General features: G+C 71.0%; 11 protein-coding genes. 9 read left to right on the plus strand and 2 right to left on the minus strand.

Features of this window, described 5'->3' with window-relative positions:
• Positions 1-195: 195 nt before the first annotated feature.
• The 3 genes from ML01_RS04680 (at position 196) to ML01_RS04690 (ending at position 8,878) form a co-directional block, all read left to right on the plus strand.
• Complete coding sequence (locus ML01_RS04680) at positions 196-6,405, plus strand: transporter substrate-binding domain-containing protein (protein WP_058554240.1); 6,210 nt, start codon at positions 196-198, stop codon at positions 6,403-6,405.
• The gene (locus tag ML01_RS04685) at positions 6,402-7,337 is read left to right on the plus strand and encodes a diguanylate cyclase domain-containing protein (RefSeq protein ID WP_058554241.1); all 936 of its coding nucleotides are present in this window, start codon (positions 6,402-6,404) and stop codon (positions 7,335-7,337) included. The genes ML01_RS04680 and ML01_RS04685 overlap by 4 nt, the downstream gene beginning before the upstream one ends.
• 398 nt (positions 7,338-7,735) lie before the next feature.
• Positions 7,736-8,878 (plus strand): response regulator, encoded by a 1,143-nt coding sequence (locus tag ML01_RS04690; RefSeq protein WP_058554242.1) that lies wholly within the window; start codon positions 7,736-7,738, stop codon positions 8,876-8,878.
• 80 nt (positions 8,879-8,958) lie between these two features.
• On the opposite strand, the gene ML01_RS04695 is transcribed toward ML01_RS04690, so the two are convergent.
• Entirely contained in the window at positions 8,959-9,876 is a 918-nt protein-coding gene (locus ML01_RS04695; protein WP_058554243.1) for a diacylglycerol kinase family protein, read from the minus strand.
• A gap of 90 nt (positions 9,877-9,966) precedes the next feature.
• Here ML01_RS04695 and ML01_RS26865 point away from each other — a divergent pair, with 90 nt between their 5' ends.
• On the plus strand, positions 9,967-10,143 hold the full coding sequence (locus tag ML01_RS26865; RefSeq protein WP_082673956.1) for a PLDc N-terminal domain-containing protein: 177 nt from the start codon (positions 9,967-9,969) through the stop codon (positions 10,141-10,143).
• A 310-nt stretch (positions 10,144-10,453) separates the two neighbouring features.
• Here the strand turns inward: ML01_RS26865 and phbB are convergent, their stop codons facing one another.
• Entirely contained in the window at positions 10,454-11,176 is a 723-nt protein-coding gene (gene phbB, locus ML01_RS04700; RefSeq protein ID WP_058554322.1) for an acetoacetyl-CoA reductase, read from the minus strand.
• Positions 11,177-11,518: 342 nt separating this feature from the next.
• Between phbB and ML01_RS04705 the strand changes: the two genes are divergently transcribed.
• From ML01_RS04705 to ML01_RS04725, 5 genes are all read left to right on the plus strand, one after another.
• Positions 11,519-12,295: a hypothetical protein gene (locus tag ML01_RS04705; protein ID WP_058554244.1), complete on the plus strand. Its 777-nt coding sequence runs from the start codon at positions 11,519-11,521 to the stop codon at positions 12,293-12,295.
• A gap of 147 nt (positions 12,296-12,442) precedes the next feature.
• A complete protein-coding gene (locus tag ML01_RS04710) occupies positions 12,443-12,658 on the plus strand; it encodes a hypothetical protein (RefSeq protein ID WP_058554245.1) in 216 nt (71 codons plus the stop codon).
• Between the two features lie 4 nt (positions 12,659-12,662).
• Entirely contained in the window at positions 12,663-13,223 is a 561-nt protein-coding gene (locus tag ML01_RS04715) for a DUF2934 domain-containing protein (protein ID WP_058554246.1), read from the plus strand.
• Entirely contained in the window at positions 13,223-13,861 is a 639-nt protein-coding gene (locus ML01_RS04720) for an HPF/RaiA family ribosome-associated protein (RefSeq protein WP_058554247.1), read from the plus strand. Before ML01_RS04715 ends, ML01_RS04720 begins: the two co-directional genes overlap by 1 nt.
• A gap of 90 nt (positions 13,862-13,951) precedes the next feature.
• Positions 13,952-14,188 carry a YrhK family protein gene (locus ML01_RS04725; protein WP_216819106.1) on the plus strand — a complete coding sequence of 79 codons (237 nt, stop codon included), beginning with the start codon at positions 13,952-13,954 and terminating at the stop codon, positions 14,186-14,188.
• Positions 14,189-14,214 lie beyond the last annotated feature (26 nt).

Here is a 14,214-nt window from a genome sequence, read left to right on the forward strand (position 1 = left end):
GGCTAGGAGCTAGGAGCTAGGAGCTAGGAGCTAGGAACTGGGGCCAAGGATAACGCGCGGCGGACCCGCTCACCGGCAATCGACTTCGCACGCCGTACTCCGCACCCCGTACTCCGTACTCCGCACCCCGTACTCCGCACCCCGTACTCCGTACTCCGCACCCCCGTACTCCGTACTCCGTTCCTCCCCAAACCAATGCGCCGCGACGCCATCCTGCTCTGCATCCTGCTCCTGCTGCCCGGCGCGTTGCCGGCGGTGTCGCCGGTGGCAGACGCGGAGGCGCTGACGCCGGTGCGCATCCAGTTGCAGTGGCGCCACCAGTGGCAGTTCGCGGGCTTCTACGCGGCGCTCGCGCAGGGCTGGTACCGCGACGCGGGGCTGGAGGTGACGCTGCTGGAGGGCGGGCCTGACATTGACCCGGTGGCGGTGGTGCTGGACGGCGGCGCCGACTTCGGCACGGCGGCGGCGGATGCCCTGTTGCTGCGGCACGGGTCTGGGGAGCCGATGAAGCTGCTGGCGAGCTGGTTCCGCCGCTCGCCGCTCGTGCTCGTGGTGCGCCCCGACGTGGTGCTGCCGGACCAGCTCGCCGGCAAGCGCGTCATGGCGACGCCGGGGCAGTTGGCCGGGCTCAAGCTCTACGGGTTGTTCGCCCGCGGGGGCGTTGATTTGGCCGATCTCGACCTCGTACCGTTTGCGCCCGGCGTCGACGCCTTCGTGCGCGGCGACATCGACGCCATGACCGCCTATCGCAGCAACGAGGTGTTCGCGCTTTACCGCCGCGGCGTCCCGTTCAATGTGATTGACCCGGCGGACTACGGCGTGCCGGTGCCGGACCTGAACCTGTTCGCCGCCGCCGCGACGGTAGAACGCGCCCCGGCCGTGGCAGCGGCGGTGACGCAGGCGACGAACCGCGGCTGGGCCTACGCGCTGGACCACCCGGACGAGCTCGTGGCCCTGATCCGCCGGGAATGGAACACCCAGGACAAGTCGGCGGAGCACCTGCGCTTCGAGGCCCGCCAGACCCACAGCGCGATGTTGCCGGAGGTGCATCCCATCGGCGAGCCGGACACCGCGGCGCTCGCCGATGTCGCCCGGCTGCTGTTCGATGCCGGTCGCCTCGCGAAGCCCGTGGACGTCGCCGACATGCTCCATGCGTCGGCGCCGACGCTCGATCTCAGCGCCGCGGAGCAGGACTTCCTGCGCCGCCACCCGCGGCTCAGCGTGCGCTATGTGTCGGTGCCGCCGTTCGTGCATGGCACCGCCGCCGGCCCCGACGGCTACTCGGTGGAGCTGATGGAGCGCACCGCCCGGCTCGCGGGCTTCACGCTGAGCTGGCGCGAGGCGGACCTGCCGCGCATCCACGAGGAGCTGCGCACGGGCAGCGCGGATCTGGCCATCAACGGCATCCGCACACCGGCGCGCGAGGCGTATCTGCGCTACAGCGCGCGTGGCGATCCCGTGCGGCTCGTGATCGTCACGCAGCGCGGGCAGGCGACGCTCGGGACCCTGGAGGCGCTGCGCGGCAGGACCGTGGCGACCCTGGCCGGGGATGCCATCGGTGAGCTGCTCGCCGCCTGCTGCGACGACATCGGGCTCATGTCCGAGGCCAGCTACGCCGAGGCGCTGCAAGCCGTCGCGGGCGGCCGCGCCGATGCGGCGCTGCTGCCGCGCCAGGTGGCGCTGCACCTGATGGCGGCTGAGCGTATGGCGGAGCTCAAGGTCGCCGCGGAGCTGGGGCCGCTGGACCTGGGGACATCGCTCACCGCCCACCCGTATGTGGTGCGACGCGATCTGCCGCTCTTGCAGCGCATCCTGGACAAGGCCTATGCGGCCCTCGATCCGGCCGACCTGACGCGCCTCTGGGCGCGCTGGTTCGGCGATGACGAAACGCTGACCTATCTGCGTCCGCACGCGCCGCCGTCGCTGAGCGCGGCGCAGGCGGCCTGGCTCGCGACGCAGCGCCGGCTGCGCGTGGCGTATACCGAGCTGCCGCCCTATGCCATGACCGCCAACGGGCGTGCCACCGGCTATACGGTGGAGCTGCTGCGGCAAGCGGCGCGACCGCTCGGGCTTGAGCTGCAGTTCATGCCGGCACCGACGCAAGCGGCGCTGGCGGCGCTGCGGGAGGGCCGCGCGGATGTCCTGCTGAACGTCCTGCAGACGCGGGAGCGCGAGGCCTGGATGCGCTTCGGCGCGCATGCTGGGACCGTGGATTTTCGCATCTACAGCCACGCGGGCGGACCCGTCTTCGGCAAGCTCGCCGACCTGTCGGGCAAGCGCCTTGCGGTTTGGCCCGGCGGTGCCGCCGAGAGGCTCGCGGCGGGCATCGACCCGCTGCCGAAGCTGCTGCCCGTGGCGAGCATCGAGGAGGCGTTGCGCGCCGTGGCCGCCGGTGATGCAGACGCCACCATCATGGAGCAGACCTACGCCCGCTACGTGATGGCGCAACAGGCCATCGGCGGCGTCGCGGAGGGGCCGAGTGGCCGCGGCGGCGGGCTGCCGGCGCAGCGCGCGAGCGGGTTCGCCGTGCGCGCCGACCAATCGCTTGCGGCGGAGGTGCTGGATGCGGCCATCGCGGCGCTGCCCCCGGGCATGCTGCACCGCCTGCACAAGGACTTCTTCCACGTCGAGCGCACGCCGCGCTCGGTGGCGCTGAGCGCCGCGGAGCGCGCCTTTCTCGATGCCTATCCGGACATCCGCTTTGGTGCCGCCGCGGACTGGGCGCCTTATGCCTACCGGGGTGACGACGGCGCGACGGTCGGCATCGATGCGGACACTGTGGCCGCCATCAACGAGCTCCTCGGTACCAATATTCAACTCGTGCCAGGTGCGTGGGCGGACCTCGTCGAGCAGGCGATGCAGCACGACATCGACGGCCTGTCCACCTCGCGCCCGCACGCGGACCGAGCGCATCGGCTGACCTTTTCCACGCCCTATGCGCAGTTGACCAACGCCGTCTTCGTCCGCGCCGGTGACGCCGCCGACATCAATGGTCCGCCAGCGCTCGCCGGACGACGAATCGGCTACGCCCAGGGCTCGCTGCTCAACCAGCGCTGGATCGCGGGCATCGCCGGTGCCGTGGGCGTCCCGCGCCCGAGCGTGCCGGCGCTGCTGAATGACTTGCTGTCGGGCAATGTGGACGCGGTCATCGGCGGCAGCGAGGTGCTGCGGTTCCTGGTCTCGGATGCCGCGGAGCCACCGGTGGCGCTGGCCTTCGAGATCGGGGAGCCCCTGGATCTGGTGTTCTCGGTGCGCAACGACTGGCCGCTGCTCGCGAGTGCCATCGACAAGGCGCTTGCCGCGCTGACCTCGGAGCGCCGCCGGACCATCCGCGAGCGGCACCTAGGGCCGTTCCCGCCGCCGCCGCCTGGGCAGGTGCGCCTGAGCTACGCCGAGCGCGAGTACCTGGCGCAGAAGGGCGGGCGGCTGCGCTACTGCTTCAGCCCCGTGTGGGCCCCCTACGACTACCTGGACGGGGGCGAGCACCGCGGCCTATTCCGGGACTATCTGACGCTGTTTGCGCAGAAGCTCGGGGTGGCGCTGGAGCCGGTGCCGACCGCGACCTGGGCAGAGGCGCTGGAGCTGGCGCGCGAGCGCCGCTGCGACCTCTTGTCCGGCGCCGTGCGGACGGATGAGCGAGAGGCCTATCTCGACTTCACCGCGCCCTACTTCAATCTGAGCCATGTGCTGGTGGGAACCTTGAACAAGCCCTTTGTGCGGGAGATCGCGGCGCTCGCCGGCGAGACCATTGCGGTCCCCGGCGCCAGCGCCATCGAGGCCATGCTGCGCGCAGAGTACCCCGCCCTGACGTTTGTGCCGACGCAATCGGCGGAGGATCTGCGGCAGGGCTTCGGCACGGCACGCATCACGGTCGCCGTGACCACGCTGGAGCACGCGGCGGAGCTTGTGGACCAGAGCGCCGGCGGGCTTCGCATCATCGGCGAGCTGGACGATCGCTACCCCATCGCGGTGGCGACGCGCAGCGACGAGCCGCTCCTGCATCTGGTCATGAACAAGGCGGTGGCCGCGCTGACGCCGGCCGAGCGCGACGCCATCGAGCTCAAACAGACCAAGTTCACCATTGAGCAGCGCCTGGATCTGACGCTGCTGTGGCAGGTGCTCGCGGTGGCGACCCTCATCGGGCTGTTGCTGCTGCACCGCCAGCGCGAGCTCACGCGCCTGAACCGCGATCTGATCGCGGCCCGCGATGCGGCGCAGGTGGCCGCGGCGGCCAAGACCCGGTTCCTCGCCAACATGTCCCACGAGATCCGCACGCCGATGAACGCCATCATGGGCATGGCGCGGCTGTGCCTCGACACGGAGCTGGATGTGCGCCAGCGCGGCTGGCTGGAGCGCCTGCACAGCGCCTCGCACTCGCTGCTCGGGCTCATCGACGACGTGCTGGACCTGGCCCGCATCGATGCCGGCGGCACGGTGCTGAAACCCGCTCCCTTCGCGCTCGACGAGGTGCTGGACCGGGTGCAGGCCGTGGTCGAGATGCAGGCCCGGGAGGCCGGGCTGACGCTCTGGTTCGACATCGATCCGGCAGCGCCTGGCGGCCTGGTCGGCGATGCGCTGCGCCTGGAGCAGGTGCTGCTGAACCTGGCCTCGAACGCCGTCAAGTTCACGCCCCGCGGCGAGGTCTGCCTGCGTGTGGAGTACCGCGGTCGGGAGGCGGATGGGGCGAGGCTGCGCTTCACCGTGATCGATACCGGCATCGGCATCGCGCGGCAGCAGCGCGCGCGGTTGTTCGAGCCCTTCTGTCAGGGCGACACCTCCACCACGCGCCGCTACCCGGGCTCGGGGCTGGGGCTCAGCATCAGCCGCGAGCTGGTGCGGCGCATGGGTGGCGACATCGTCGTCGTCAGTGCGCCGGGGCAGGGGAGCGCCTTCCACTTCACGCTGTCGCTGCCGCCGGCCACCGACGCACACGAATCGCCGCCGGTGGCGACCGCGGCCGGGACGGCGGTGCTGCTGTGCGATGCGCACGCGGGCCGGCGCGCGGTGCTGGCCCGACAGCTTGAAGCGCTCGGTCTTGCGGTGACGCAGGTCAACGAGCTCGCGGCGGTCGCGGAGCGGCTGCGCGGGCCGGCCGCCCCCGGCGCCGCGGCGGCCTGGTCGCTGGCCCTGGTGGTGCCGGCGGCCACGGCGATGAACCCGATGCTCGCGGATCTTCGCGCCGCAGCCGCTGCGGCCGCGGTGCCGCTCGTCGTCTTCGCGCTGGATCAGCCGCCACCGGCGCTGCCGCTGCCGGCCTCGCGCACGCGGCTGCGGCAGATCGTCGCCGCGGCCCTGCGCGGGGAGCCCACGGCGGTGGCCGCCGCCGTGCCCGCGTCCGCCGACGGCGCGCCCGCGCTCGGCGGGCGGCGCGTGCTCTTGGCCGAGGACAACGAAACCAGCCGCGAGTACATCCGCGCCCTGTTGGTTCGCGCCGGCTGCACCGTGGCCACCGCCGTCAACGGGCTGGCGGCGGTGCGTTGGGCCATGGACGAGGCGTTCGATCTCATTTTGATGGACATCCAGATGCCGGAGCTCGACGGCCTCGCCCCGGCGACGCGTATCCGCAAGGCCCTCGGCGAGCGCACGCCGCCGATCATCGCGTTGACGGCGCATGCACAGCCGGAAGACCGTCGGCGGAGCCGCGCGGCGGGCATGACCGCGCATCTGGTGAAGCCGCTGTCGCCGGAGGCCCTGTGGGCTGCCGTGCAAGCGGCGCTCGGGCTGGCCGCCGCCGCACCGGCATCGGCGGAGCTGTCTCGAAACGCAATGGAGACAAGCATGCAGAGCGATACCTCGGGCGCTCGTCCCCCCGTGGACTTGGACGCCGGCTTGGTCCAGGCGGCGGGGGATGCCTTGCTGTACCGGCGCGTGCTGGCGACCTTCCACGCCGAGCACAGGAAGGACCCCGCGCGCCTTGCCGCCGCCGTCAGCGCCGGCGACGCCGAGACCGCGCGCGGCATTCAACACGCGCTGAAGGGCGTGGCCGGACTCATCGGCGCCGGGGACCTGCAACAAGTGGCCGCGGCGGGCATGGCCGCGGGTGACGATGGCTGGCAACAAGCGGCGCTCGCCACCGGCGCCACGCTGTCGGCGGCGCTGGCGGCGCTGGCACCGCTGGTGGATATGCCGGAGGCCGAGGCCGAGGCTACCGGCGCGGTCGACCCGCTGACGCTCTGCGCGGAGCTCGATGCGCTGCTCGCGCGCCGTGAGCCGGACGCCGCGGGGCTGCTCGGGCAACTGCGGGGGGCCGCCGAGGTCGGCCGTGTCGGCGGCGAGCTGATGCTGCTGGAGCGGCGCATCGCGGCCGGGCGCTTCGACGACGCCCGCGCCACCCTCGCGGATCTGCGCCGCATCCTGATCAGCAGGTCGGCGGCCGGCGCCGCGGCCCTGAGCGAGATCTCGTGAGCAGCCCCGAGCGCCGCGCCCAGCGGCTACTCATCGTCGACGACGAGGGCGTGAGCCGGCTCCTGCTCGGCGCGCTGTTCCGCGACGAGTGCGAGCTGATGGAGGCGGGCGATGGTCGCACGGCGCTCGCGGCCGCGGCCGCGGCCGGGGCGGCGCCGCCGGACCTGATCCTGCTCGACATCCTGCTGCCGGACATGGACGGGCGGGAGGTCTGCCGCCGCCTCAAGGAGGATGCGGCGACGCAGGACATCCCGGTGATCTTCGTCTCCGCCGTCGCCGACGAGGCGGAGCAGGCGCGCGCCTTCGAGCTCGGCGCCGTCGATTACATCGTCAAGCCCTTCCACCGCGATATCGTGCGCGCGCGGGTGCGGCTGCACCTGCGCTTGAAGCGCCAGAGCGATCTGCTGGAGCGCCTGGCGGCGCTGGATGCGCTGACCGAGATCGGCAACCGGCGCGCCTTCGAGCAAAACTTCGACACGGCCCTCGCGCAGGGCGACCGCGCGCCGCTGGCGCTCGCAATGATCGACGTGGACCTGTTTAAGCAATACAACGACAGCCTGGGCCACGCGGCGGGTGACGAGTGCCTGCGCCGGGTGGCGGCGGCCCTGGCGGCCGCGGCCGGCGTGCTCGGCGGCAGCGTCGCGCGCTACGGCGGCGAGGAGTTCGCCTGCATCCTGCCCGGCATCAATGCCGACACGGCCGCCGGCGCCGCGGAGCGGCTGCGCACCGCCGTGCTGGACCTGGGGCTGCCGCATCCGCATGGGCTCCCCGGTGCGCTGCTGAGCGCAAGCGTCGGCATCGCCACCTGTGCCGCGCCGGCGCCCGCGTACCGCGCGCGCTTGCTGGCAACGGCCGATGCCGCGCTGTACCGGGCCAAGCAGCTCGGGCGCAACCGGGTTGAGGTGGCCGACGCAGCGGTTGCGCAGGGCTGATTGATCGATGCCCTTGACGTCGGGTTTCGCTGCACTGATCAGCGGCGCAACGCGATGCTCCCGCGCGTCGGCCGGTCGGCGGCCCACCCCGCGGCGCTGGGAATCTGCCCTAACCGCAAAATCGGGTGCCATTTCCGGATTTGACGCGTCGCGCGGTAGGTCTCGATTGCGTTACCGTGGAGCAATGTCGGCGTTCGGCTGATATCGGCGCCAAACAGGGCAACGTTTTCCCTCGACTCCCAAGTAGTTGTACTAAGCTCGCTTGCTGCACCGGCACCGGCACCGGCACCGGCACCGGCACCGGCACCGGCACCGGCACCGGCACCGGCCCAAGCCTTGAGGTTCGCTCTGCCATGGATGCTCGACTCCGACCGACACCCTACCCAGATCCCGCTCACTTGACCGCGCCCTCCGTCCCGGCCCGGATCCTCGTCGTCGATGACGAGGAGACGACACGGCTGTACGTCTCGGGGCTGCTCGAAAAAGAGGGCTATGCGGTCAGCACCGCGGCCTGCGGCGCCCACGCGCTGGCGGCGGCGGCAGAGCGGCCGGACCTGATCCTGCTCGACGTCATGCTGCCGGACGCCGACGGCTTCGCGCTCTGTCGGGAGCTGCGGGCAGAGGCCGCCACCCGCGACATCCCGGTAATCTTCCTGACCGCGAAGGGCGATGAGCCCGAGATCGTCCGCGGCTTCGAGTCCGGCGGCGTGGACTACATCGTCAAGCCCTTTGCCGTGGCGGTGCTGCTGGCCCGGGTCGGCACGCATGCGACGCTGTCGCAGCTCTCGCGGGGCCTTTGCTCGGCGCTCGACGACCGCACCGAGCGGCTGCAACAGGCGAACCTGCGCCTGCGCGAGCTCAATGTCGAGATGGCCACGTTGGACGAGCGCCAGCGTCGACAGCTCGCCCAGCAATTGCACGACACCACGATCCAGCAACTGGTGCTGACGCGCATTCTGTTGGAGGGCGAGGTGGATCTCGCTCAGCGCCGCGATCAGCTCGTGGACCTCGTCGCCGGGTCGATCCGCCAGCTACGCTCGCTGGTGTTCGAGCTGAGCCCGCCGTTGCTGCGCAGCGGCGGGCTCTATCCGGCGCTGGAATGGCTCGCTGGAGAGGTGCGCGAGCAGTGGGGGCTTGAGGTGATCTGCGAGCGCGAGGGCGCGCTGCCGCCGCTCGCCGATGCCCTGGTGGTGACGCTGTTTCAGGGCGCGCGGGAGCTGCTGATCAACGCCGCGAAGCACGCGGAGGCGCAGCGCGCGACGCTGTCTGTGCGCTGCGACGGCGCCGTGTTGACGCTCTGCATCGCCGACGACGGCCGCGGCTTTGACCCGGACTGGCTCGCCCGGCAGGCCAGCGGCGGCGGTATCGCCTGCGCGGCGCCGCCGCCCCGTAACCCGGCCGGCGGCTTCGGGCTCTACAGCCTGCGCTCGCGCATCGAGCTGCTCGGCGGCTGCCTCACGCTGTGCAACGGCCGCGCCCGCGGCGCCGAGGTCGGCCTCAGCATCCGCGTCGATGCGGCCGCGGGAGAGCGCGGCGGCTGACCGGATGACCCGCCGCGCCGCGTCGGGCCCGCGTGCGCGACGAGGGGGCAGGAATGCGCGGCATGGCGGGTCTGCGCGCCTCAACTGTCGGCTGGCACCAGCACCGGCAGTGCCCGCGGCAGCAGGTCGAATTCGAGCGGCGTGCCGAAGCGCTCGCGCTCGCCGTCGAGCAGCGCGGTCGTGGACAGCAGCCGCGAGGTCAGTATCCGCGCGCGTCTGCAGGTGCGCTGGAACACCCGCGGCTCCTCGCCCCAGGTGCCGGAGATCAGGCTCATCGCGAGGCGCGGCAGGTCGTACAGAGGGCCCTCGGTGACGCCGTAGACGCCGAGCTCTGCGCCATCGAGCACCGGGCGCGCCGGGTAGAGACCCGGCCTGGGCGCTAGCGGGTTATTGGTGACCACCAGCGCGCGGGTGGTCAAGGTCAGCGGGGCATCATCCAGGTGCAGGCGCACGCGCTGGAACGGATAGCTGCGCAACACCCAGTAGGCCTTGCGCAATAGCCGCGGCAGGATGCGCCAGGTGCCGACGCCGCGCGCCGCCTCGCGCGTGCGGGCGAGCTGTGTGGTCATGCCGAACATGGCCGCGCACAGAAACGGCCGGCCATTGCAGCGGGCCACGTCGATGCGGCGCACGTCGGCGCCTTGTCCGAGCGCCGCGACGGCATCGGCGGGCGTGAGCGGCAGCCCCAGGTCCCGCGCCAGCAGGTTCGCGGTGCCGAGCGCTACAATGCCGAGCGCGACATCGCGCCCGAGCACCCTGGTTGCCAGCGTGCGCACGGTGCCGTCGCCGCCGAAGACATACAGGCGCTTAGCCCCGGCGTCGAGCAGGTCATCGAGGCGCCGGCGCCAGCCGGGCTCCGCCGCGACCTCCGGAAAGGGCAGCGTGGTGGTCTCGGTGCCGGCTGCCGCGAGGCGCCCTGCGAGCTCACGCATGAGCGCCGGGGCGTCGCCGGCCTGCCCGGCACGGGTGTTGCCTACGATGATGGCGTTGTCGCTCATAGCCGTTCCAGCCGGACCACTGCAGGGTGCCGGGCGACGGCAGGCGGCATTGGCCAGGACAACGGAGCATTGCGCTCGGGAGATAACGACATGGTGGAAGTGGGCGGTTTTTTCGGTTTCCTGCTGCTGGTTCTTATCGTCTACGCCGTCGTGAAGACGGTGCAAAGCGACGCGAGTACCCTCGGCAAGGTGATCTGGGTGGTGCTGCTGCTGATGCTGCCGTTACTCGGCTTCATCCTCTGGCTCCTGTTCGGACCGAAGCGCTAGCACGCCATATCAGCGTCTATGGGGATGTTGTTGCCGGCAAGGCCCGCGGGCCAACCGGCAATAAGCGCGCGCCGAACGCGAGCGCGAAGCGACCCAAGGGCCGAACTGATTAGAAGATGTTTCAGCCAACCGGCTTCTTGGCCTGAAAACCATCTGAAAAACAAACAGACACGCTGAATCTGCCATGAATCGGTGCCGCAGGCCGAAATTTGGGTTGAGATCATGCGGCTGGGGTGTGCTGGCTGATGATTGTATCTAATCAGGAGGGCCGATGAGCCCCCCTCGGCCCTCGGCCCTCGCCCCTTCGCCCTTAGTACATATGCTGTCCACCATTCACCGACAGCGTCGCTCCGGTGATGTAGCTCGCCTCGTCGGCGACCAGGAACAGCACGCTGCGGGCGATGTCCTCGGGATGGCCCAAGCGCCCCACCGGGATGCGCTTGATGATCTTCTCGAGCACGTCCGGCGGCACCGCGCGGACCATCTCCGTGTCCACATAGCCCGGGGCGACGGCGTTGACGGTGATGCCCTTGGCGGCGCCCTCCTGCGCCAGCGCCTTCGTGAAGCCGTGGATGCCGGACTTGGCCGCGGCGTAGTTCACCTGGCCGTATTGGCCGGCCTGGCCGTTGACGGAGCCGATGTTGACAATGCGCCCGAAGCCGCGGTCGCGCATGCCTTCGATGACCGCGTGGCAGCAGTTGAAGCAGGAGCTCAAATTGGTGTCGATGACGGCCTGCCACCTGTCGTGCGTCATCTTGTGCAGGGTGCCGTCGCGGGTGATGCCGGCGTTGTTGACCAGGATGTCGATGGGGCCGTTATCCTGCTCCACCGCCGCGATGCCGGCGGCGACGGCGTCGAAGTCGCTCACATCGAACTTGTAGGCCGGGATGCCGGTGCGGGCCGTGAACTCCTGCGCCGCCTTGTCGTTGCCGCCGTAGTTGGCAGCCACCTTGTAGCCCGCGTCTTTGAGGGCAATGCAGATTGCCTCGCCGATGCCGCGGGTGCCGCCTGTGACCAATGCTGTTCTCACGATAATGTCCTCACTCTCGTTGTTTTGATAGACAGACGCGCCCGGGTTGCGTGAAGCGGTCCGGGACGCATCCAGGAACAACCGCGAGCGGCGCCGCGCCGGGGCCGACGCCGCCGCCGGATCGGCCGCGATGGTAGCGCAGCTATCCCGATGGATGGCAGCGCGAAGGAATCGCTAAACTGCGGGCGGACGGGAGGTGCCGCAATGCCTCCCCAGCGGCCGTCAGAGCCGCAAGGTCTGTCATCGACAGCGGGCAGCGCCGGGACAGCACCGCGCCGCCCGTCACTACAACACCAAAGGCTTCTGCGCCAGCCCGGCGCGGAGGGTTCAGGAGGACCCGGTCTCATGCTGACCAAAGACCGCATCACTGCTGTCGTCACGACCCTGTTTGTCTGGAGCCTCGCTGGCGCGCTGTTCGGCGGGCTCTTCATCGGTCTCTACGAGGTGCTGCGGGTGCTGGGGCTCGCCCATTGGCAGCCCGTGGTGCTCGCGGCGGTGGCCGCCGCCATGACCACGGCGGCCTTCTACAGCGCGATGCCGGTGGCGCTGCTCGGTGCCATGGCCGGCGTTGTGGCCTCCATCGGCTATCTCATCGTCGCCGGGCCGAGCCTGGACCTCGGCGTCATGGCCGCCGCCGCCGCGGGGCTCGGGCTGCTCGGCGGCGCATTCTACGCGTGGACGTCCGAGGGCGGCTCGCGACCGCTGGCGGAGACGCTGACGGGGCTCCTGGCGGGTCTCGGCGCCGGTGCGCTGCTGGCGCTGGTGCTCTGGCTTTCGCCCGCGCCGGTCGGCACCTTCGTCATGGCCGCCGGCATCGTCGCGCTGGTGGGCTCGCTGTTCCAGTTGAACGAGCACTGGATCGTGCAGGTCTGCCACGGCTGGCTGCCGGGTGTCGTCGCCGCACCGGTGGTGGCGGCGCTGATCGCGGCCGTGGTGGCCGCGAGCGTCTGGATGCTCGCCGGCACCGCGGCGGCGGCGCTCGACCTGGCCACCAAGAGTGCCGTGGACATGGTGCTCGCGGAGGTGCCGCGCGGCTTCGTCGGTGGCATGCTCGGCGGCGCCGTCACCGGGGTGGTGCTGGAGGTCCTGGGCTTTCGGCTGGAGGAACGGCGGACGGTGTGACTGGGCGCTGCCTCGATGAGGCCTGTGACTTGATGAGGCCTGCGACTTGCTTATGCTTTGGGTGAGCCCTTTCTGTGGCTCATCCGCAAGCACTCGTCGCCGTCAAGGCGTCCAGGTGCCCCCACCGCCCGGCAGGAGGAGCAGCCCATGGCCATGATTATCAGCGCCCTGTTCGATGAAGAGCGCACCATCGAGAACGCCGTGCAGGACTTGGTCGGCGTCGGCATTCCGCGGGACCGGATCGCGACGCAGCCCGAGCACAAGCGCGTCAGCGTCACCATCGGGGAGCAGGCGGAGCCGGAGATTACCGAGATCCTGAACCGCCACCAGCCGACCGAGCTGCACACGCGCACGCTGGCGTGAGCCCGTGCGGCCTCGCCCGCGGGAACGCTGCCGGCCCGCGACGCTCGGCCGCGAGCACCCGGTGCGCAGCCCGGTCTCGGCGCTTTTCACCCAAGCACCGGGCGATTTCGCACGGGCATACCCTGTCGTGCTGTCCGGCTTGGCCGCTGCGACCGACTGCGGCATGGCCGGCGGGCGGGTGGCGCGGCTCTTGCTGCCTGCAACAGGCACCCGCGTGCCGGGCGTCGGCCGGCTTGGCGGCGACCGGTTCACGCAGGTGCCGTCCTTCAATCCACTGACGGAGGCAGACCGCATGGCCCCGAGCAAGCGCATTCCGAGACAGCAGCAGCAGGCGCAGGCGATCGTTGCGCCGGACACCGTCGATACGTCTGCGGCCGAGACGTCCGCGGCATCGGACACCGCCGACGCAGCGGCGAGCGCCGCGGAGGTTCCGCGCTATACCGCCATCGCCGAGACCGCCTATTACAAGGCCGAGCAGCGCGGCTTCGAGCCCGGTAACGACCAACAGGACTGGTTCGAGGCCGAGCGCGAGCACGACGTGCACAAGCAGCAAGGGGGCACCTGATGCAGCAGCCGCTTGAGGTCAACTTCCATGACGTCCCGCGCTCGGACTGGAGCGTCGAGTTGATCCGCGAGCGCGCCGAACGGCTGGAGCAATACAACGACCACATCACCTCCTGTCGGGTCATCGTCGCGCAGCCGCACCAGCACCAGCACAAGGGCCGGTCATTCCGGGTCAGCGTCGCGGTGCGGGTGCCGCGCCACGCCGCGCTGGTGGCCGTCGAAGAGCCCACCGTCGTCGAGCAGGGGCGCGGCGAGCTCAGGCCAGTCATCAGCGCCGCCTTCGATGCCGTGGAGCGGCAACTGCGCACCCTGGGCGGTACCAACCGCCGCGACGTGCTCGCGCCCGCCGAGGGCGAGGACCGCGGGCTCGTGGTCCGGCTGTTCGAGGACGACGGCTACGGCTTCCTGCGCACGCCGGAGGGCCGCGAGGTCTACTTCCACGAGCACGCCGTGCTGCACGGCGACTTCCGGCGGCTCGCCGTCGGCACCGAGGTCCGCTTCGTGGCCGAGCAAGGCGAGGCCGGGCCCCAAGCGAGCACGGTGCAGCTCGTCAACAAGCCCGGCGAGCGCGAGACCGACGCCACCCGCGACCGCGACGACGTGCCGCCGGGCTGGCGGAACACCGACGCGCGCGCCTGAGCCCCTCGGCACCCACCGGGGCACGGCTCCCAGAGCCGTGCCCCGGCTGCCGCCTGTCGTCGATCCATCGTGCCGAACCCCGTCAAGACCTTGGTCCAGGACGATGGCTGGGTCCACCTGTCCCTCGGGCTCGCCGGGAACATCAGTTTCCTCTGCGGCAGCATCCTGTTCCTGCCGGGGGTGGAGCCCGATCGAACGATCGGCGTCTGGTGCTTCATCACCGGCTCCGGCCTCATGCTGATTGGCGCACTCGGCCGGCTCCTGGTCGAGCTGTGGATGGAGTCGCCCGGGTTAACGTCTCGTAATGCGCGGGAAGGGCGCGGTTAAGGGCGATTGCGGCACACTGTGCCCGC

Origin of the sequence: Thiohalocapsa sp. ML1, assembly GCF_001469165.1 — a bacterium.
Lineage (GTDB): Bacteria > Pseudomonadota > Gammaproteobacteria > Chromatiales > Chromatiaceae > Thiohalocapsa.